Raw genomic sequence first — 18,048 nt, 5'->3', positions numbered from 1 at the left:
CGCTTTATCTGACGCATAGGTCCAACCCGCGGCGTTTGATGCGACGCCAGGCGAGCCACCCGGCCTCTTGACGCATCGCTGCCGATCCCCAATGTGAGAATGAACGTTCATTCCCCACTCGATCGTTGAAATAGGAACGTCTCGCACCTGTGTCAACGCAACACCCACGCTTTTTGCCGCACTGCGGTAAAGGAATCGCGACCTTGTCTGAAACCCCGTCATCGGCCGCCGGCGCCAAGGCGGATGCGCGACGCCGCCAGATTCTGGAGGCGGCTCGGATCTGCGTCCTGCAGGCCGGTTTCCATGGATCGAGCATGCATCAGATCGCCCACGCGGCTGATCTGTCGGTGGGCCAGATCTATCGCTACTTCGACAACAAGGAGGCGATCATCGCGGCCCTAGCCGCGCAGGACATCGCCGACAAACGCGAGCGCTTCGCCGCCCTCGACGCCAGCGAAACACCGCTGATCCGCTCGCTCCTCAGCCAGTGCGCGGTGGCGGTCGAGCGCAACACCCAGGCCGACCGCGCGTCCCTGTTCCTGGAAGTGGTGGCCGAGGCGGCTCGCAATCCCAAGGTCCATGCCATCGTCCGCGCCGCCGACGCCGACGAACTTGCATTGCACCGCAGCATGCTCCGGCTGGTTTGTCCGCCAGGCGTTTCCAACGCAGAGATCGAGACCCGTGCGGAGGTTCTGGCCGCGCTCTTCGACGGCCTAGCGATGCGCGCCGTCATCCGACCCATGGACGAGCCCGATCGTCCCGATCGTGAGGCCCTGTTGCAAACGCTGCGCCCCCTGGTCGAAGGGCTTCTCGGCGGGCCCAGCCTCATCACTGCGACGTGCTGAATCGGGCCTTTCGCGCCCTCTAGCCAAGCTGGGTTTTTGAGCGCAGATTTCCTCCGTGGACAGCCGCCGAAGAGCGCGCGCCACATGGGTGGAGGAGCTGAGATGTCGCTACGCGATGAGGGTCACGGCCTGAGTGAACACGGCGAGAAGTCCGTCGTCGAACACGGCCTTTGCTTTGGTTCGGCCCTGGCCATTCTGGCGGTCGCAGCCTTTGTGCTGCAGTGGGTGATCAGCACCCTGGCCTAGACAGCGAACCGGGCGTCGCCGCCCGGCCGCCGCATGGGGTTCAAGGGCGCGCGTCGCGCGGCAAGGCCTTCGCCTCGGCCGCGGTAAGCTTGCTGATCTGGCTGATCTGGCACCGCTGCGGGCCGTTCGGGCCATCATAGACGATCGTCGCGTCGAGCCCGGCGCAGATGAAGGTCGAATTTCTCGACATCAGGGCGATGCCGTTGGCGTAGTCGAGATTGGGACACGATCCCAACAACTCCATCCGATATACGTCGTTCGCTCCGACCTTGACGTTCAGCACCTTGTCCTGCACGGCGTCGAAGCCGCGGACGTTGCTGGCGTAGAAGCAGGCGCGTTCGCTCTTGTTGGGTTTGCCGAAGTTTTCCCCCTGGGCCACGGCCGGCGCCGTCGACAGCGATGCGGTCGCGGCGAGCGCCGCCATGGCGGCGAGAATGGGAGCAGGTTTCATACCCTTCCTCCTTCTTTCAATCATGGCTTCCCCTTGACCCCAACATAGGAGCCGTCCGCCGGCTTAGAAACAGGGGATCGAAAACGCGTTGGGTCGATGAGACGGGCCAAACGCCGCGGCAACGGCGAGGCCGCGCCCGCAATTTTAGCCGCTACGTGCTCGGCCAGGAGCGGCGCGAAGCTGAATCCCCGCCCGCCGAAGCCCCCGAGAACATAGAGCCCCTCGCCGATCGCCCCGGCGATCGGCATGTGGTCGGCGGTCGCCGCCCGCACGCTGGCGCGGCCGATGAGACTTCTCCCCACAAGGCGCGCCGCCAAGTCAGGACAGGCCTGCGCTAGGGTCGCCAGGTTGCGGGCATGATCAGCCTCCCGGACCTCGAGGCCGGTGTCGCCGCGATCATGCGTCGCGCCGAACGCTAGTCCGATCGGCGAGCCGGCGACGTACCCACCCCACTCCATGGCCGCGCCGGTCGCGCCGGGCGCGATCGTCAATTGTCCGCGCACCGGGCTCAGGCCGAGATCGCCCAAGAGCGCCGCCGCGCCCAGCCCTGCGGCCACGACGACGACATCGACTTTCAGAATCTCGGCGCCGGTTTCATCCTCCAGCCGCCAGGACACGCCGTCGCGGCGGATCGCCGCCACATGTCCGGCCGCGAGCGCGGGCAACCATGCCGACAGAATGGCGGGCGGAACGACGACGAGGGCGCGGCGGATCGCCAGGGCCTCGCCCAGGGTCAGTTCGTCCGGTTCAAAGAGATCGGCGCCGGCGATCTTGGCCATGCGGGCGGCCTCACGGCCTTCGGCGACGAGCCGGGTCACGCCATGCTCGACCACGACGCCGGCGGTCGCTTCATAAAGCGTGACGGCTCGCGCGAAGGCCCGGGCCGCCAGTTCAGCCGGATCACCCAGGCCCGCATCAAACCGCGGGGTGACCAAGGCCACCGGATTACCCGAGGCTCCGGCGCCGACGCCGGCCGCCTCAACCACCGCGGCGCTGACCCCAAGGGCGCGCAGGGCGCGGGCGACAGACGCGCCAGCGACGCCGGCGCCAATGACCGCCACCCGGACCGGACCGGCGCCCTGCGGGCGGTCTCCTGGAAAAACCGCCTCCAGACGCTCGCGCTTGCGCCCAAAGCCCGGGCGCTTGGAGACGACGAACCCTGCCGCCGCAAGCCCGCGGCGTACTTGGCCCGCGACCGTGAAAGTCGCCGCCCGGGCGCCGGGCGCCGAGCGCGCAGCGACCGCAGCCAGCACCTCGTCGCGCCACATGGCGGGATTGACCGCCGGTGAGAACCCATCAAGGAACCAGGCGTCCGCCTGACCGTCCCAGCCCGCGAGACCGACTTCCACGCCTCCAATCGCCACGTCGAGGATGGCGTCGAGTTCCGGAAACTCAGTGCGGTGGACGCCGCGCGCGCGGCCCGGCCACCGCGCGACCATCAGGTCCGCCACCTCGGCGATCTCCGGCCACGCAGCCAGGGCGCGAGCGGCTTCCTGCGCCGTCAGCGGGTGGGCCTCGATGCTGAAGATGTGCAGGCGCGCGCCGTCAGGGCGGGTCGTGCGCCAAAGGTCCAGCAGCGCTGCGATGTTCAGGCCCGAACCGAAGCCGAGTTCGGCGACGGTGAACCGCTGCCGCCCCGCCCAGGCCTCAGGCAGGCCGGCGCCTTGCAGAAAGACCGCCCGCGATTCCGCCAGACCGTCGCTGGTGGAAAAATAGACATCGCCGTAGAGCCGCGAACGCGGCTGGCCGTCCTCCCCCCAGATCAGCGCGCCTTCGGATTCGTCCATCCTTCAAGCCTGAAGCAGGCGGGCGCTCAGCCGTCCACGCAAAAAGGGCCGCCCTTGCGGACGGCCCTTCCTGCGGACACGTCGTCCTGAAGCTTAGTGCGCAGGCGCAGGTTCAGCCGGGGCGGCCGGGGCCTGGGCCGACATGGCGGCGGAGCTGGCCGACTGGCTGGCGTCGGTCGCGGCGCCGGCGGCGTCGGTGGCGGCGCCCGCCGCCGTCGTTGCGGCGTCCTGGGCGGATTGGGCCGCCGCAGCGGCGGTGGAGGCTTCGGCGGCGGCGTCCGCCGCGGCCTCGGTGGATTCCGCCGGCTTGTTACAGGCGGCGACGGAAAGCGCCGCAACCGCAGCGCCGGCGACCATGATCTTGCGAAGGAGTTCGGTGGTCATCTGCGTGATCCTTGTGCTTTTTCAGCCCCTTCCTGGAAAGGGCAAGGCTGACTATGCGCCGGTTTTCCCAGCTCACAAGCGGCTAAATCACAGATGTGTGATCACGATTTCAAGCCGCGCCAGCTTCGGCCGCCAGCCGTTGCACCAACTGCGGCGTAAGATAGCCATCAGCGGTCAGTCCGCGCTGCTTCTGCCATCCGCGCAGCGCGGTGCGCGTGCCCAGGCCCACCACGCCGTCGGCCGGACCCGGATCGAAGCCCAGCCGCGCCAGCGCGCGCTGAGCGGTCATCCGGTCCGCCAATGACAAGGGGACCTCCTGCGGCCAGGCGGTGATCAGGGGGCCTGCGCCGGCGAAGCGGTCGGCCAGCAGGCCCACGCCGAGCGCATAGGCCAGCGAGTTGTTGTAACGCCGGATGACGAAGTGATTGGGCAACAACAGGAATAAGGGGCCTGACGCCCCCGCCGGTGCGACCAACTGGCCTTTGGCGCCCTGGTCGGCCGCCGACCAGCCCAACCCGTCTGCAGGTCGCAGCCCGCGCTCGGCCCACCAAGCCGGTGTCTCGCGCGGGCCCTCAGTCAGGCTGAAATCGAAGCCGGGCGGCGCTGTGACCTCGCGGGCCCAGCCCTGGCCACGCACCCAGCCCGCCTTGGACAGGAGGTTCGCCGCAGAGGCCAGGGCGTCTACGCTTGAGCCCCAGATATCGCGGCGGCCATCGCCGTCGCCGTCCACCGCCGTGGCCAGGAAGGTCGCAGGAATGAACTGCGTCTGGCCCATGGCCCCAGCCCAGGAGCCACGCAGCCGCGCGCGCGTGAATTCGCCGCTGGCGATCAGTCGGAGGGCGGCGATCAGCTGTTCCTCGGCGAAGGCGCGGCGGCGGCCATCGGCGGCGAGCGTCGCCATGGAGCGGATGACATCGAAGTCGCCCTGGATCGCGCCGAAGCCGCTCTCCATCGCCCAGATGCCCACCAGCACGTCGCGCGGCACGCCATAGCGCTGCTCGATGTCGGCCAGGCCGGCTGTCTCGAAGCGCTTGCGCTGACCGATGGCGATCCGGTCGGCGCTGGTGACGCCACGGATGTAGTCGGACACCGGCTTGGAGAATTCCGGCTGACGCGAATCGAGGCTCGACACACGGGGCAGGGGCGTCAGCCCAGCCATCTCGCGGGCGACGACGTCGGCCGGGATCCCGGCCTGGACCGCCCGGCCGAAGAAGCCCTGGGACCAAGCGTCGAAGGTCATGTCGCCAGACGCCGTCGGCGGCGCCACGGGCAGAGACGGCGCCGGCGGCGCGTAGACGGGCGCTGCTGGCGGGGGCGGCGCGTAGGGCGCTGGGACTGGCCCGGGCGAGGCGCACCCGGCCAGGGCGAGGACGACAAACAGGCTTCCGCGGCGGCTCATGGTCAAAGACCTAGTGTGCGTCGCCGCAGGTCCCAATCACATCCGCGCGACCGACCTGTACGGACGGGGCTCGCCAAGTCGCGTTGACTTCGCCGCCGCCGGCCCGTATATCGCCGCCCTCTTACGGCTAACCCCCGCACGGCGGGCAGAGAGTGTCATGAAGGTCAGAAGCTCGCTTAAGTCGCTGAAGACGCGTCACCGCGACTGCAAGCTCGTGCGCCGCAAGGGCGTGGTCTATGTGATCAACAAGACCGACCCGCGCTTCAAGGCGAAGCAAGGCTAAGACCGCCTGTTGTGCCGAAGGCTGTCCTTTGGGACTTCGGCAATGTGATTGTGCGCTGGAACCCACGCACTATCTACTCCAAGATTTTTAGTGATCCCGTAGCCTGCGATCGGTTTCTCGCCGACGTCTGCACGATGGATTGGCACGCCCCGACGGATTGTGGCGTGACCTTTGATGACAATTGCGCGGCGCTGGCCCGGCAACACCCTCAGCACCAGTCAGAGATCTTCGCTTGGCGTGACCGCTGGAGCGAGATGTTCTCTGGACCAATCGCCGAAACCGAAGCCGCGATCGAAGCGCTTCACGCTAAGGGTATTCCCCAATTTGGCCTTTCAAACATATCCCATGAGACCCTCGCGGCGACGCTAGAGCTTTCACCGGCGTTTGCGCGTCTGCGTGGGTTCATCGCTTCGGGACTTGAGGGCGTAATGAAGCCTGACCCTGCCATCTACCGCCTCTGTTGCGATCGCTTTGGCTACGCGCCTGAGGACTTCCTATTCGTAGACGACAGTCTCCGGAACATCGAAGCCGCAGAGCAGCTGGGCTTTGACGTACATCATTTTGTCGATCCCGCAGCGCTGCGGCCAGCGCTCGAAACAAGAGCACTCCTCTAGGTCCTCCTCTCCTTATGGCAGAAGGAACAGCCAGCGAGCCGGCGGTGACCTACCGCGTCGGGTTGCGGGTCAGGTCGAAGAATTCCTGACGGGTGCGCGGATCATCCCGGACGACGCCCAGCAGGTGGCTGGTCGTCAGGCGCGAGCCTGGCGTGTTCACCCCGCGCATGGTCATGCAGCTGTGCTCGGAGACGATCACCACGCCCACGCCGCGCGGGTTCAGGATGTCCTGGATCGCCTCGGCGATTTGCGCCGTCAGCTTTTCCTGGATTTGAAGGCGTCGGGCGAAGCCGTGGACCACGCGGGCGAGCTTGGAAATTCCCACCACGCGGTTTGACGGCAGATAGCCCACCGCGGCCTTGCCGAGGAACGGCAGCATGTGGTGCTCGCAGAAGCTGACCACTGGAATCTCGGTCAGGATCACGAGTTCATCGTAGCCGCCGACTTCGTCGAAGGTTCGCTCCAGATACTCCTTGGGGTCGGCCTCATAGCCAGCGAACAACTCAGCGTAGGCGCGCGCGACGCGGGCTGGCGTCTCCAGCAGACCCTCGCGGTCGGGATCATCGCCGGCCCATTCGATCAGGGTGCGGACGGCCGCCTCCGCTTCGGCCTGGGTCGGCTTCGCCTTTTTCTCGGACATCTTGGGCGGCCTCTCTCGTCAGGACTCGGGTGAACGGCGGAACATGGCGAAGGTTCGCCTGAGCGTGGTCATCCACGACACAGGGCCGCTTATCAACAGGCATTCGTCCGATCAGGCCATGCCCGGCGGGGCGAAACCTCCTAAGGTCAGCGGCTGACTTTTGCTTCGAGACCGAGAGAACCCGCCATGGCCGATGACGCCGCCGATCCGCATCCCGACGTGCTGAACCAGGCCGCGCAAGGCCAGCTCCGTTCCATCATCGAGCGGGTCGAACGCCTGGAGCAGGAGAAGGCCGAGATCGCCGAGCAGATCAAGGAGGTCTTCGCCGAGGCCAAGGGCAACGGCTTTGACGTGAAAATCCTGCGCAAGGTCATCCGCATCCGCAAGCAGGATCGCGCCAAGCGCATGGAGGAAGAGGCCATTCTCGACCTCTACCTATCGGCCATCGGCGAAGTTTGAAGCCGCGCAAACCGATTGACCTGAAGGCCGTCGCCAAGCGTCAGGCCTTGAACGCGCTCCGTCGCGCGCGTCGGACGGCCGACCGCGCCGGCATCGAACTGACCGATTGGGAAGGCGAATTCCTGGGGTCTGTGGAGGATCGTCTGAAAACCTATGGCCGCGCCTTCGCCGACCAGGAGAAGGGCGCTCCGGGTCAGGCCCTATCGACGCTCCAGCGGATGAAGCTGAAGCAGATCGCCGCCAAGGCGAAGGGCGAGGAGAAACTACCCGCCAGGCGCAAAGGCTTCCGCCGGAACACCCGTGATGAAGACCGCGGCTAGTCCTTCTCGCGCGCCGGGACGTCGTCAAAGGCGCAGACCCAGGGCGCAGCCGAGCGGCGCCACAACTGCAGCGTCGGGGCGAACTGGTCGCGTTGGCGCACCCCGCCCCAGCGGATCGCCCAGGCGTCGGCCGTGTCGCCTTCGCCATGAACGAACAGATGCGAGGCGCAGTCGGGACAGAAGTGTTGGTGGCGCCGCGCGCCGCTCTCGCCCAGCTTGATATAGACCCGCGTCTCGCCGGTGACCTGGATCTGCTCGCGGCGCGCCGGGATCGAGACCCGAAACGCTGAACCGGTCAGCGTCTGGCAGTCGTCACAGTGGCAGATGACGACACGCCCCATCTCAACCTCCGCCTCATAGGTCACCCGGCCACAATGGCATCCGCCGTTGATCTTCATTCCGCCCGCTCCCCCTAGGCCGTCGCCGTCGTCACGACCTTACGCTGGCTCAGCTGGCGCGTCGCCCGTGGCGGGCTGTGCGTGCGTTGGACGGGTAAGGATCGTCAGGCGGCGAGCGGTCGGGACAAGCCGACCGCTGCGGCTCATTGGGTGGTCGCGACCGCCGCACCCTGAACGGGCTGCGGATCGTCGAGCCGGACCTTAGTCTTGCGTGATCTGCGCCTCAGCGAGGGCCGCGACCGGCGCCGTCGCCGCGGCGTCCGCCGCCGTCGATTCGACCGCCGGCGCGCCGGTGTTGCAGCTCATCGAGGCTTGTAAGCCGCGCAGATAACCGCGGCGCGCCGATCCGGCCATCGAGGCGTCGACTAGAGCTTGCTCCTTCTTGCCGGCGCCGGTCACAAAGCGCACCACGCCGCGATAGGGGATCAGGCTCTTGACGGCGCCGCCGACGGCCGCGCCCACACCAGAAGCCTTCTCTGCCTTGGCCTTGTCGACGTCGGGGCCCAGAATCGCGTCGAGGTCGGCCAACTCGGCCGCGACGCCTTCGCAGCCTGGCGCACGCGGCGGCGCATAGGGATCAGCCTGGATGCGTTCAAGCTCGTCGGGGGTGTCCGGTCCCGTCACACCAAGACCCGCTTCCCGGCCCGGCCGGACCGGGTCCTGCGCTGCGGCGGACAGCGGCGCCGCGATAAGGAGCGCGGCGGCGGCTAGCGTAAGAGCCCTGAACGGCATCGAAAATCTCCAGCGCTTAAGAATTCCTTCGATAAATCCGCAACTAAGCCGTGAGTTCATCGCTTGGCCGCATATCCGCCGGCAAATCGTCGTGATCGGCGTTTGTGAGGGCGCACACACGCCATTAGGTTCCCCCCATGAACGCTTTGCTTAAGCCTGACACCCTGCCCCAGTGGCGGCTAGACGACCTCTATGTCGACCGTGACGACCCGCGCATCGAGGCCGATCTGGCTCGGGCCCGCGCCGCTAACGGCAAGCTCGCCGCCATGGAGGGTCAGTTCCTCGCCGCCCGCGCAGAGCCCGCCACCTTGGGTGAGAGATTGGCCGATGGCGTCGCGCTCTATGAAGACGCGACCAACGCGCTCTGGAGCGTCGGCGCCTACGCCGCGCTGGCGGCCTCCACTTCGCACGATGATCCGGCCTGGGCGAAGTTCGAGGCCGACTTCCGGGCCCGCTCGGCGACCATCGCGGCGGAGACGCTCTTCTTCACCCTGGAGCTCAACCAGCTCGACGACGCCGAGATCGAGGCTGCGCTCGCCGCCTCGCCCGCCGCCCAACGCTGGCGACCCTGGCTGCGACGCGTGCGTCTGTCGCGCCCGCACGAGCTTTCCGCCGATCTGGAGCGCATGCTGATCGACCGAGGGCCCGCCGTCGCCAACTGGTCGCGCCTCTCGGAAGAGACCCTGGCCAAGCTGGTCGCCCATGTGGGCCGCGAAACCCTGACGCTGTCAGAGACGCTCAATCGGATGAGCGATCCCGACGCCAAGCGCCGCAAACAGGCCGCCCAGGGCCTGTCGCGCGCCCTGGAGGAGCGGACCAGCACCCTGGCGCTCTGCCTCAATACCCTCGCCTTCGAAAAGCAGGTCGAGGACCGCTGGCGCCGCTACCCCGATCCGGCGGCCGCCCGCCACATCTCCAATGAGGTCGATCCGGAATCGGTAGCCGCCCTGGAGGCCGCCGTCGTCGAGAGCTACGCCGCCGTCAGCCACCGCTACTACCGGCTGAAAGCCAAGGCGATGGGCCGCACCACCCTGGATCATTGGGACCGCAATGCGCCGCTCGACGCCGGCCAGCCGCGCACCTTCGCCTGGACCGAGGCCCGTTCCATGGTGCTGGACAGCTTCGCCAGCCTCGCTCCGCGCTTCGCCGACACGGCGGAATCCTTCTTCGTCCAGCCGTGGATCGACGCCCGGCCCCGCCCGGGCAAACAGTCGGGAGCCTACTCCCATCCCGTGACGGCCGAGCGGCACCCCTACGTCTTCATGAACTACATGGGCGAGCGCCGCGATGTCCTGACGCTTGCTCATGAACTGGGCCATGCCGTTCACCAGACTCTTTGCGCGCCGCTCGGCACCTTGCTCGCCGACACGCCTCTGACGCTGGCCGAGACCGCTTCTATCTTCGGCGAGGGTCTGGTGTTCGAACGCCTGCTGGCCGAGGCCAAGGGCCCGGAGCGCCGGGGCCTCTTGGCCGGCAAGATCGAGGACGGCGTCAACACGGTCGTGCGCCAGATCGCTTTCCACCGTTTCGAGACGCGCTTCCACGCCGCCCGGGCCCACGGAGAGGTGTCGCCCGAGGAGATCGGCGGCATCTGGATCGAGATCATGGGTGAAAGCCTGGGCCCAGCCGTGAAGCTGAACCCCGGATATGAGCACTATTGGGGCTACATCAGCCACTTCGTGCACGCGCCGTTCTACGTCTACGCCTACGCGTTCGGCGACCTCCTGGTGCGCAGCCTGATGGAAAAGCGTCTGGCCGATCCCAAGGGCTTCGCGCCGCTCTATGAGGCCCTGCTGGCCGGCGGCGGATCGCGCACCTATGTCGAGGCGCTCGCGCCGTTTGGTCTAGACCCGCGGGAGAAATCCTTCTGGGCGGCGGGCATGCGCCAACTTGAGCGGCTGGTGGATGAATTCGAGGCGCTGGTCTGAGCGCCGGCGCCTTCCACGCGAGCGACCGCTTGAGCCAATAGGGCGTCTCGTGTAGCACCGCGCAAACCACGCTTTTTACGGGCTTGCAGATGGCTTCCGAATACCACCGCGGCGAGATGGACATCCAGGAACAGGCGTCGACCTATGACCTGTTCGGCGGCATGACCAAGTGGGGCTCGCTGGCTCTGGCCGCGCTGCTGGCGCTGCTGGTCCTGTGGTTCTGCACCCCGGCCGGCTTCCTGACCGGCTTCGTCGTGGCGGTGATCGTCGCCGTCGTCGGCTTCGTGATTCTGCGCGGCAAACCCGCCCACTAGCCGGCTTCACGGAGCCTTGCCGGCTCCGGCCGCTTCTGCCTAAGCTTGAGGCAAGCCCGCACGGGCAAGCTCACAAGGGACGGAAGCGCTGATGGCTGACATCGCGGTCACCCGAGAACGCCGCGATGGCGAGACGCGCGTCGCCGCGACTCCTGAAACCGTCCGCAAACTCATCGCCATGGGCTTCGCCTTGACTGTCGAGGCCGGCGCAGGCTTGGCGGCAAGCTTTCCAGACGCAGACTACGAGGCCGCCGGCGCGAAACTCGCTCCAGACGCGAAGACCGCGGTGGCCGGCGCCGATATCGTCTTCGGCGTGCGCGGCCCCGCTCCTGAGACGATCGGGGCCCTCAAGCCCGGCGCCATCGTCGCGGCCGCGCTGAACCCTTACGTCGATCGCGTGACCCTCGACGCCCTGGCCGCCGGCGGCGCGACCGCCTTCGCCATGGAATTCGTGCCGCGGATCACGCGGGCGCAGGCGATGGACATCCTGTCGTCCCAGGCCAACCTCGCCGGCTATCGCGCGGTGATCGAGGCGGCCGAGGCCTATGGCCGGGCCATGCCGATGATGATGACCGCCGCAGGCACGGTCGCCGCGGCCAAGGTCTTCGTGATGGGCGTCGGCGTCGCCGGCCTGCAGGCCATCGCCACCGCGCGGCGCCTGGGCGCCGTGGTCACCGCCACCGACGTGCGTCCCGCCACCAAGGAGCAGGTGGAAAGCCTGGGCGCCAAGTTCCTGGCTGTCGAAGACGAGGAGTTCAAGAACGCCCAGACCGCCGGCGGTTACGCCCGCGAGATGAGCGCCGAATACCAGGCCAAGCAGGCCGCCCTCGTCTCCAGCCACATCGCCAAGCAGGACATCGTCATCACCACGGCCCTGATCCCCGGCCGGCCGGCGCCGAAGCTGGTCAGCGCCGAACAGGTCGCCTCGATGCGGCCGGGCTCGGTGCTGGTCGACCTCGCCGTCGAACAGGGTGGCAATGTCGTGGGCGCCCAGCCCGGCGAAAAGGTGGTGACCGAGGGCGGCGTGATGATCCTCGGCGCGCCCAACCTGCCTGGCCGCATCGCCGCCGACGCCTCGGCGCTCTATGCCCGCAACCTCATGGCCTTCGCCGGCCTGTTCCTCGACAAGGAGGGCAAGCTCGCCCCCGATTATGAGGACGAGATCCTGAAGGCGGCCCTGGTCACCCAGGGCGGCGCCGTCACCCACCCCAACTTGAAGGCCTGACGCCCATGGAAGCCGTCGACCCAACGATCTTCCGCCTGGCGATCTTCGTCCTCGCCATCTTCGTCGGCTACTATGTCGTCTGGAGCGTGACGCCGGCCCTGCACACGCCGCTGATGGCCGTGACCAACGCCATCTCCTCGGTGATCATCGTCGGCGCGCTGCTGGCCGCGGCGGCGCACGGCGCCGACGGGGCGCTTACCTCCAACGTTCTGATCTCGAAGGGGTCGGGCGCCCTGGCTGCGGCTCTGGCGGCGGTGAATATCTTCGGCGGCTTCCTCGTCACTCAGCGAATGCTGGCGATGTACAAGAAGAAGGCTCCACCGACCCGCAAGGACGAGACGGCGTGAGCCGCGGCTACGAGCGCAACGCCCGTCTGTCGCGCGCCGCGGTTCTGACGGCGGCCGGCGGCGCCTTCATCAGCGTGACCCAGCAGCCGGAAATCGCCTCTGGACCCTGGGCCACTGGTGGACTCGCGGTCGGCGGCCTGATCATCGCGGGCGCGCTCGCCTACGCCGTCATGACCTTCCTGCCTCATGGAGACGACCGATGAGCGCCAACCTCGCGGCCATCCTCTACATCGTCTCCGGCGTCCTCTTCATCCTGGCCTTGCGAGGACTGTCCTCGCCGGCGACCAGCCAGGCGGGCAACCGCAACGGCATGATCGGCATGGCCATCGCCGTGGCGACCACGCTGGCCACCCTCTGGGGCCAGGGCGCCCTGGACGCCCTGACGCTTGCTCTGATCGCCGCCGGTGTCGCCGTAGGCGGCGGGATCGGTGCGGTGATCGCTAGGCGGGTCGCCATGACCTCCATGCCGCAGTTGGTGGCGGCCTTCCACAGCCTGGTCGGCATGGCCGCCTGCCTGGTGGCGGTCGCCGCCATCCACACGCCGGCGGCCTATGGCATCGTGGCTGCGGACGGCGCGGTGCACCTGCAGTCCCTGGTCGAGCTGTCGCTCGGCCTAGCCATCGGCGCGGTCACCTTCACCGGCTCGGTGATCGCTTTCGCCAAGCTGAACGGCAATATGAGCGGCGCCCCGATCATTCTGCCCGCGCGCCACCTGCTGAACATCGCCATCGCCGCCGGCATCGTCGCCCTGGTGGTGGTCTTGGTGATGAGCGGCGGAACCGCGCTCTGGGCGTTCTGGGCGATCTTCGGGCTCAGCCTGCTGATCGGCGTCACCCTGATCATCCCGATCGGGGGCGCCGACATGCCGGTCGTGGTGTCGATGCTCAACAGCTATTCCGGCTGGGCCGCGGCGGCGCTGGGCTTCACGCTAGAGAACACCACCCTGATCATCACCGGGGCCCTGGTGGGCTCCTCCGGGGCGATCCTGTCCTACATCATGTGCAAGGGCATGAACCGCAGCTTCATCTCGGTGATCCTTGGCGGATTTGGCGCCGACGACAGCGCCCCCACCGGCGAGGGCAAGGTCGAGACCCGGCCCGTCAAGCAGGGCTCGGCGGACGACGCCGCCTTCATCATGAAGAACGCGTCCAAGGTGATCATCGTGCCCGGGTACGGCATGGCGGTGAGCCAGGCCCAGCACGCACTGCGTGAGATGGCCGACAAGCTGAAGGCCGAAGGCGTCGACGTGAAGTACGCTATCCACCCCGTCGCCGGCCGGATGCCCGGGCACATGAACGTGCTGCTGGCCGAGGCCAACGTCCCCTATGACGAGGTCTTTGAACTGGAGGACATCAACGCCGAATTTCCGACGGCCGACGTCGCCTTTGTCATCGGCGCCAATGACGTCACCAACCCGGCGGCCAAGACCGATCCGAAGAGCGCGATCTACGGCATGCCGATCCTGGACGTGGAGAAAGCACGCACCGTGCTGTTCGTGAAACGCGGAATGAGTTCGGGCTATGCTGGCGTTGAAAACGAGCTGTTCTTCCGTGACAACACCATGATGTTGTTCGGCGACGCCAAGAAGATGGTCGAAGGCATTCTCAAGAATCTTTGAGCTAAGGCCACGCTTGTTCCAAGGCCCCGTTTAGCAACGCCGGCAATCGCTGCGCGACAGACGCCTGATTTTCGCCTAGATGGTTGGTCAATAACCCGCCTCACTTCGGGATGACCTGAACGCGCTCCGCAACCTGCTCGAAGACAGGCGCGGACCCCGGCGCGGCCAGCTCGGTAATATTGGGGGATTTCACCCGTGACGATTTCGGCCATCGCGCTCGGCGAGCGTGCGACCCATGGACTGATCGACGCCGCCGCCGGCGCGGTCGTGGCCCTGTGCGCCCTGACCGTGGCCCACGCCGCCCTGCCTGCCCGCCAGGCTCCGCCCACGCCGCGTCCGATACAGACTGTCGAGGCCAAGGCCCAGCCCGCCCAGACCACCCTGATCGCGTTCCAGGATCCCCTTCCCGGCGAGGAGATCGCCTCGCCCTTCGGATTGCGTCAGATGCCCTGGGAGGCGTCGGGCCGCCTTCACGCCGGCGTCGACATCCCGGCGCCGAGCGGTGAGCGGATCCGCCTGGCCGCCGACGGCGTCATTGTACGCGCCGGCGAAAGCTCGACCTACGGCCGTTTCGCCGAGGTGCGCCACGCTGAGGGCCTGACCACGCTCTACGCCCACATGGGCCGCATCGCGCCGGGCGTCCGCTCCGGCGTAGCGCTAAAGGCCGGATCGACGGTAGGCCAGGTTGGCTCAAGCGGGACCTCGACCGGCCCCCACCTGCACTTCGAAATCCGCGACGCCCAGGACCGCCCCATGAACCCAGACGCCTTCATCGGGCGGGCCTTCGCCACCGCCGACGAGCTGCCTCTGGCGCTCGCCCGCCGCGTGCCCAATGGCGTCCGCATCGCCCACGTCTCGCGCATCCCGACGGGCAAGATGCAGGTGACGCAAGCCCGGTTCATCCGCCGCGATGGTCAGGCCGCCAACCTCGCCGCCGCACGCGAGGCCGTTGCGGCGGAGGCCGAACCGGTCGGCACGGCTCCGGTGCTTGGCTTCCGACCCAAGGGACCGGAGGCCGGCAAACCGGCGATCCCCGACTTCGTGGTCTCCACCGGCGCTGACGGCCGACCGAAGGCGACACTTCAGCTCTGAGCCGCTGGACGCGCGGCCATCGGCGCCCCATCTGGCAGCCATGCCCGCCCCTGAAGCTCCCCGCCGCGGCTCAACCGTCGACATCGGCGGCCGAGGTTTGCGCATCGTCCGCGCCGGCCCCGCCGATGGCCCGCTGTGTATCCTAGAGCACGGCGCCTTCGGCTGCGCCTCTGACTGGGCGGTGGTCCAGGCCCAACTCGCCGCCAAGGGAATCCGCAGCCTGGCCTATGATCGCGCCGGCCTTGGCGACTCAGATCCCGGCCCCGCGCCACGCGATGGCGAGGCGATCGTCGATGATCTGGAGCGTCTGCTGAGGGCGCTGGACGAGAGCGGTCCGCTGCTGCTGGCCGGGCATTCCATGGGCGGGCTGATGGTGCGCCTGGAAGCCCTTGCTTGGCCGGAACGGACCCTGGGCGTCGTGCTGGTCGACGCGGTCACCCCGGCGATCCTCGACGATCCCGGCGGCGCGAAGTTCGTGCTCACCTATGTTCGCGCCATGCGGTGGGTGACGCTCGCCGCCAAAGCGGGCGCCATGCGGCTTTACGCCAAGCTGGCCGGCGACCTGATCGGCCTTGATCCCGAAGCTTCCGCCGACAAGCGCCGCATCTACGGTACGGGCAGCCACGCCATCGGCGCGGCGGCCGAGGTCGTCGAATGGCCGGCGACCTCCAAGGCCGCGGCCGCCGCTGATTTCGACACCCGCCTGCCGATCGCCGTGGTCGCCGCCGGACCGGTCGATGGTCCCCGCGCCTGGCTCAAGACCATCCAGGCCCGACCGGCGGAGGCATCGACCCACGGCTACGTCGAGCATGTCTCGGCGGCGAGCCACGCCAGCCTGCTCGGCCCTTGCTACGCCGACGCCATCGTCCGCGGGATCGAGCACGTGCTGGCTAAGGCCTAGTCGGCTTCGCGCTCAACCAGGCCGCAAGCCGCGCTCAGGCGCTCGCCCACCAGTTCCCGCACCGTGACACCGGGCGGCGGCGCAAGGAGGGAGCCGGCGGCGTTATCGACACTGATCAACGGAAGGCCTCGGCGGGCCCGAGGCGACCAGGCGCGCAGAGTCTCACGCTCCGCCCGCGTCAGCGCGGTTGATGCGCCGCCCAGGCCGCGAACCTCGACGGCTTCGGCGCCAGCGTGGATCTCGAAGCGACCGTCCCAGACGGCGACGGCGCGGGCCTCGATGCGGACGGGCGCAAGGCCGCCGCGAGCCGACTCGCCGGGCTCGCGCAAGATCTGAACGCTTTCGCCCGCGGCGACCACCGAAGCGCCAGCGAGGGTCGCCGTCACGGCGTCGTCGCCGGCCAAGCGCGCCGCTAAGGCCGACAGGCGCGCGCGCGACGGCAGGCGGGCGCCGCCGCCGGCGCAGACGACAGCCCGCGCCAGGAAAGCCGCGTCGATCTGGGCGCGCGCCAGGATGACGACACCGGCCCGGTCGACCGCAAAGGCCGGCGGGGTTTCCGGCGTCACCGGTGTCGCGCCCACGACGTGGACGGCGGGCGCCGCCCGCGCGCGCGGCCTCGCGTAACTGAGGTCGAGGTTCGCGGGATCGTCGATCCAGGCTTCGCCCTCTCCGCGCAGGAAATCGCGAACCGCCTCCCGCCCAGCGTCCAACAGGGGTCGTAGGATATGCAACCCCCGACCCTCTGGCCAAGCTGGCGACGGCGACCAGGGCCTGGGGTCTGGCGTCGTCGAGCCAGCCGCGCGCATGAGCTGGGCTTCCAGGACATCGTCGGCGGTATGGCCCAGCAGCAAAATGCGAGCCCCCGCGGCGCGCGCCGCATCGGCGAGCAGCCGGTGCCGCGCGGTCCGGGCCGCAGCCGGCAGGCCCGTCTGCGGCTTTGGCCCATCCCAGACGAGCGCTTCGAAATCGGCGCCGAGACGCTGCGCGAACGCCGCGCAAGCCCGCGTCCAGTCCGCACTGGCCGGCTGTAGGCGATGATCGACATTGAGGATCAGCAGCTTGCGGCCAACCCGCCTCGCCCACGCAGCGGCGATCAGGGCCAGCGCGGTGGAATCGCCGCCGCCAGACAGAGCGAGCGCAAAGGGACGAGAGCTTGTCGTGGAGAGCCGCTCGTCAAGCCGGGCTGAAGCCCGCTCCACGAGCCCGCCAGCGGTCAGCCGCAACGGGCCTGGGCGGCGGTGGCGGCGGCGCGGTTCTTCACGGCGACAGGCGCCTTTGGGTAGCGACGGCCAAGTTCGCCCAGCGTCTGACAGGCGTCGGCGGGCTTGCGGAGCGCCACCAAGGCGCGGGCCAGTTCCACCGTGGCGTCGGGCGCCCAGGCGGTCTGCGGCCAGCCACGGATGGCGCCGATGTAGGCGCCGGCGGCGGCGGTGTCTTCGCCGCGCACAGTGAGGGTCTTGCCCAGCCAGTAGCGCGCCTCAGGTGTGCGCGGGCCATCCGGATAGTCGGCGACGTAAGCGGCGAACGCCCGCTCGGCGCCGTCGTAATCGCCATTGAGCATAAGCTGACGGGCCGCCGAGAAGGCTTCGGCGGGGTCGACGCCCGGTGGGGGCGCTGGCGGCGCGCCATAGGCATCGCCCGCCGCGGGCGCAGGCGCTCCCGAAGCCTCTAGCGCTGTCAGCCGCGTTGCGAGGTCCGCGACCTGGGCCTTCAGCGCGACATTGTCTCGGCGCGTCAGGTCCAGGTCCCGGGTCAGCGCTTCCATCGTCCCATTGAGCCGCGTCAGGGTCTGCTCCAGATCACCAAGGCGATCGGAGATCCCTTGCAGGCGCGCGTCGGTGTCGGCCGGCTGGACGACGATGGGCACGCCCGACTGGCGCTGGCTCTGGAAGACAATGGCGCGGAGCTCGCGCATCACCTTCTCCATCCGGTCCAGGCGCTTGGCGTCGCGCGCATCCAGCGGATCATCCAGCGACGTCTGAGACGCCGCCGGAATGGCGATCAGCAGGCAGGCGATCGCGACGGTGGTCGGACCAAATCTGCGGAGGGAGGCGGGAGCCCGCAT

The 18,048-nt window shown here is 68.4% G+C and carries 23 protein-coding genes; 14 read left to right on the top strand and 9 right to left on the bottom strand.

Features of this window, described 5'->3' with window-relative positions; translation table 11 throughout:
* The first annotated feature begins 203 nt into the window (after positions 1-203).
* Together BN1313_RS04515 and BN1313_RS16475 are read left to right on the top strand one after the other, a co-directional pair.
* Entirely contained in the window at positions 204-845 is a 642-nt protein-coding gene (locus BN1313_RS04515) for a TetR/AcrR family transcriptional regulator (RefSeq protein ID WP_091737047.1), read from the top strand.
* A 102-nt stretch (positions 846-947) separates the two neighbouring features.
* On the top strand, positions 948-1,091 hold the full coding sequence (locus BN1313_RS16475; protein ID WP_176695887.1) for a hypothetical protein: 144 nt from the start codon (positions 948-950) through the stop codon (positions 1,089-1,091).
* A gap of 40 nt (positions 1,092-1,131) precedes the next feature.
* Here the strand turns inward: BN1313_RS16475 and BN1313_RS04510 are convergent, their stop codons facing one another.
* The 4 genes from BN1313_RS04510 to BN1313_RS04495 all read right to left on the bottom strand — a co-directional run bounded on the left by BN1313_RS04510 (position 1,132) and on the right by BN1313_RS04495 (position 5,112).
* Entirely contained in the window at positions 1,132-1,542 is a 411-nt protein-coding gene (locus BN1313_RS04510) for a DUF6491 family protein (protein WP_091737044.1), read from the bottom strand.
* A gap of 20 nt (positions 1,543-1,562) precedes the next feature.
* The gene (mnmC2, locus tag BN1313_RS04505; RefSeq protein WP_091737041.1) at positions 1,563-3,329 is read right to left on the bottom strand and encodes a tRNA (5-methylaminomethyl-2-thiouridine)(34)-methyltransferase MnmC2; all 1,767 of its coding nucleotides are present in this window, start codon (positions 3,327-3,329) and stop codon (positions 1,563-1,565) included.
* A 93-nt stretch (positions 3,330-3,422) separates the two neighbouring features.
* Entirely contained in the window at positions 3,423-3,713 is a 291-nt protein-coding gene (locus BN1313_RS04500) for a hypothetical protein (RefSeq protein ID WP_176695886.1), read from the bottom strand.
* A 109-nt stretch (positions 3,714-3,822) separates the two neighbouring features.
* A complete protein-coding gene (locus BN1313_RS04495) occupies positions 3,823-5,112 on the bottom strand; it encodes a lytic murein transglycosylase (RefSeq protein WP_091737038.1) in 1,290 nt (429 codons plus the stop codon).
* 157 nt (positions 5,113-5,269) lie between these two features.
* Between BN1313_RS04495 and ykgO the strand changes: the two genes are divergently transcribed.
* Together ykgO and BN1313_RS04485 are read left to right on the top strand one after the other, a co-directional pair.
* Positions 5,270-5,395 (top strand): type B 50S ribosomal protein L36, encoded by a 126-nt coding sequence (ykgO, locus tag BN1313_RS04490; protein ID WP_056023006.1) that lies wholly within the window; start codon positions 5,270-5,272, stop codon positions 5,393-5,395.
* 11 nt (positions 5,396-5,406) lie between these two features.
* Positions 5,407-6,009 carry an HAD family hydrolase gene (locus BN1313_RS04485; RefSeq protein ID WP_091737035.1) on the top strand — a complete coding sequence of 201 codons (603 nt, stop codon included), beginning with the start codon at positions 5,407-5,409 and terminating at the stop codon, positions 6,007-6,009.
* A 49-nt stretch (positions 6,010-6,058) separates the two neighbouring features.
* Here BN1313_RS04485 and folE read toward each other — a convergent pair whose 3' ends face one another.
* Complete coding sequence (gene folE, locus BN1313_RS04480) at positions 6,059-6,649, bottom strand: GTP cyclohydrolase I FolE (protein WP_091737032.1); 591 nt, start codon at positions 6,647-6,649, stop codon at positions 6,059-6,061.
* A gap of 186 nt (positions 6,650-6,835) precedes the next feature.
* Between folE and gapR the strand changes: the two genes are divergently transcribed.
* Entirely contained in the window at positions 6,836-7,108 is a 273-nt protein-coding gene (gene gapR, locus BN1313_RS04475) for a nucleoid-associated protein GapR (RefSeq protein ID WP_091737030.1), read from the top strand.
* The gene (locus BN1313_RS04470; RefSeq protein ID WP_091737027.1) at positions 7,105-7,428 is read left to right on the top strand and encodes a hypothetical protein; all 324 of its coding nucleotides are present in this window, start codon (positions 7,105-7,107) and stop codon (positions 7,426-7,428) included. Before gapR ends, BN1313_RS04470 begins: the two co-directional genes overlap by 4 nt.
* Here the strand turns inward: BN1313_RS04470 and BN1313_RS04465 are convergent.
* Together BN1313_RS04465 and BN1313_RS04460 are read right to left on the bottom strand one after the other, a co-directional pair.
* Positions 7,425-7,826, bottom strand: a complete 402-nt coding sequence (locus BN1313_RS04465) for a GFA family protein (RefSeq protein ID WP_091737024.1) — start codon at positions 7,824-7,826, stop codon at positions 7,425-7,427. The genes BN1313_RS04470 and BN1313_RS04465 overlap by 4 nt on opposite strands.
* 201 nt (positions 7,827-8,027) lie before the next feature.
* Positions 8,028-8,558, bottom strand: a complete 531-nt coding sequence (locus tag BN1313_RS04460) for a hypothetical protein (RefSeq protein WP_091737021.1) — start codon at positions 8,556-8,558, stop codon at positions 8,028-8,030.
* A 137-nt stretch (positions 8,559-8,695) separates the two neighbouring features.
* On the opposite strand from BN1313_RS04460, the gene BN1313_RS04455 reads away from it, so the two are divergent.
* The 8 genes from BN1313_RS04455 (at position 8,696) to BN1313_RS04420 (ending at position 15,983) form a co-directional block, all read left to right on the top strand.
* Complete coding sequence (locus tag BN1313_RS04455; protein WP_091737019.1) at positions 8,696-10,486, top strand: M3 family oligoendopeptidase; 1,791 nt, start codon at positions 8,696-8,698, stop codon at positions 10,484-10,486.
* Between the two features lie 89 nt (positions 10,487-10,575).
* Entirely contained in the window at positions 10,576-10,800 is a 225-nt protein-coding gene (locus tag BN1313_RS04450) for an aa3-type cytochrome c oxidase subunit IV (RefSeq protein ID WP_091737017.1), read from the top strand.
* Between the two features lie 91 nt (positions 10,801-10,891).
* A complete protein-coding gene (locus BN1313_RS04445) occupies positions 10,892-12,025 on the top strand; it encodes a Re/Si-specific NAD(P)(+) transhydrogenase subunit alpha (protein ID WP_091737011.1) in 1,134 nt (377 codons plus the stop codon).
* Positions 12,026-12,030: 5 nt separating this feature from the next.
* Positions 12,031-12,372: an NAD(P) transhydrogenase subunit alpha part 2 gene (locus BN1313_RS04440; RefSeq protein ID WP_091737008.1), complete on the top strand. Its 342-nt coding sequence runs from the start codon at positions 12,031-12,033 to the stop codon at positions 12,370-12,372.
* The gene (locus BN1313_RS04435; protein WP_091737007.1) at positions 12,369-12,575 is read left to right on the top strand and encodes a hypothetical protein; all 207 of its coding nucleotides are present in this window, start codon (positions 12,369-12,371) and stop codon (positions 12,573-12,575) included. The genes BN1313_RS04440 and BN1313_RS04435 overlap by 4 nt, the downstream gene beginning before the upstream one ends.
* Entirely contained in the window at positions 12,572-13,990 is a 1,419-nt protein-coding gene (locus tag BN1313_RS04430; RefSeq protein WP_091737006.1) for an NAD(P)(+) transhydrogenase (Re/Si-specific) subunit beta, read from the top strand. Before BN1313_RS04435 ends, BN1313_RS04430 begins: the two co-directional genes overlap by 4 nt.
* Before the next feature lie 195 nt (positions 13,991-14,185).
* Complete coding sequence (locus tag BN1313_RS04425) at positions 14,186-15,082, top strand: M23 family metallopeptidase (RefSeq protein ID WP_091737005.1); 897 nt, start codon at positions 14,186-14,188, stop codon at positions 15,080-15,082.
* Between the two features lie 40 nt (positions 15,083-15,122).
* A complete protein-coding gene (locus tag BN1313_RS04420; RefSeq protein ID WP_176695885.1) occupies positions 15,123-15,983 on the top strand; it encodes an alpha/beta hydrolase in 861 nt (286 codons plus the stop codon).
* Here BN1313_RS04420 and tilS read toward each other — a convergent pair.
* The gene (gene tilS / locus BN1313_RS04415; protein ID WP_245620090.1) at positions 15,980-17,206 is read right to left on the bottom strand and encodes a tRNA lysidine(34) synthetase TilS; all 1,227 of its coding nucleotides are present in this window, start codon (positions 17,204-17,206) and stop codon (positions 15,980-15,982) included. The genes BN1313_RS04420 and tilS overlap by 4 nt on opposite strands.
* On the bottom strand, positions 17,197-18,048 hold the full coding sequence (ybgF, locus tag BN1313_RS04410) for a tol-pal system protein YbgF (protein ID WP_091742312.1): 852 nt from the start codon (positions 18,046-18,048) through the stop codon (positions 17,197-17,199). Before ybgF ends, tilS begins: the two co-directional genes overlap by 10 nt.

Source organism: Phenylobacterium immobile (ATCC 35973) (assembly GCF_001375595.1).
Lineage (GTDB): Bacteria > Pseudomonadota > Alphaproteobacteria > Caulobacterales > Caulobacteraceae > Phenylobacterium > Phenylobacterium immobile.
This window is presented reverse-complemented; position numbering and strand designations above follow the sequence as displayed.

Bases quoted from the DNA above. Each gene is read 5' to 3' on its own strand.
- BN1313_RS04450 (WP_091737017.1), top strand. From the start codon at position 10,576: ATGGCTTCCGAATACCACCGCGGCGAGATGGACATCCAGGAACAGGCG.
- BN1313_RS04430 (WP_091737006.1), top strand. From the start codon at position 12,572: ATGAGCGCCAACCTCGCGGCCATCCTCTACATCGTCTCCGGCGTCCTC.
- ybgF (WP_091742312.1), bottom strand. From the start codon at position 18,048: ATGCGGGCTCCCGCCTCCCTCCGCAGATTTGGTCCGACCACCGTCGCG.
- gapR (WP_091737030.1), top strand. From the start codon at position 6,836: ATGGCCGATGACGCCGCCGATCCGCATCCCGACGTGCTGAACCAGGCC.
- ykgO (WP_056023006.1), top strand. From the start codon at position 5,270: ATGAAGGTCAGAAGCTCGCTTAAGTCGCTGAAGACGCGTCACCGCGAC.
- BN1313_RS04500 (WP_176695886.1), bottom strand. From the start codon at position 3,713: ATGACCACCGAACTCCTTCGCAAGATCATGGTCGCCGGCGCTGCGGTT.
- BN1313_RS04460 (WP_091737021.1), bottom strand. From the start codon at position 8,558: ATGCCGTTCAGGGCTCTTACGCTAGCCGCCGCCGCGCTCCTTATCGCG.
- BN1313_RS04440 (WP_091737008.1), top strand. From the start codon at position 12,031: ATGGAAGCCGTCGACCCAACGATCTTCCGCCTGGCGATCTTCGTCCTC.
- folE (WP_091737032.1), bottom strand. From the start codon at position 6,649: ATGTCCGAGAAAAAGGCGAAGCCGACCCAGGCCGAAGCGGAGGCGGCC.
- BN1313_RS04445 (WP_091737011.1), top strand. From the start codon at position 10,892: ATGGCTGACATCGCGGTCACCCGAGAACGCCGCGATGGCGAGACGCGC.
- BN1313_RS04510 (WP_091737044.1), bottom strand. From the start codon at position 1,542: ATGAAACCTGCTCCCATTCTCGCCGCCATGGCGGCGCTCGCCGCGACC.
- BN1313_RS16475 (WP_176695887.1), top strand. From the start codon at position 948: ATGTCGCTACGCGATGAGGGTCACGGCCTGAGTGAACACGGCGAGAAG.
- mnmC2 (WP_091737041.1), bottom strand. From the start codon at position 3,329: ATGGACGAATCCGAAGGCGCGCTGATCTGGGGGGAGGACGGCCAGCCG.
- BN1313_RS04465 (WP_091737024.1), bottom strand. From the start codon at position 7,826: ATGAAGATCAACGGCGGATGCCATTGTGGCCGGGTGACCTATGAGGCG.
- BN1313_RS04495 (WP_091737038.1), bottom strand. From the start codon at position 5,112: ATGAGCCGCCGCGGAAGCCTGTTTGTCGTCCTCGCCCTGGCCGGGTGC.
- BN1313_RS04420 (WP_176695885.1), top strand. From the start codon at position 15,123: ATGCCCGCCCCTGAAGCTCCCCGCCGCGGCTCAACCGTCGACATCGGC.
- BN1313_RS04455 (WP_091737019.1), top strand. From the start codon at position 8,696: ATGAACGCTTTGCTTAAGCCTGACACCCTGCCCCAGTGGCGGCTAGAC.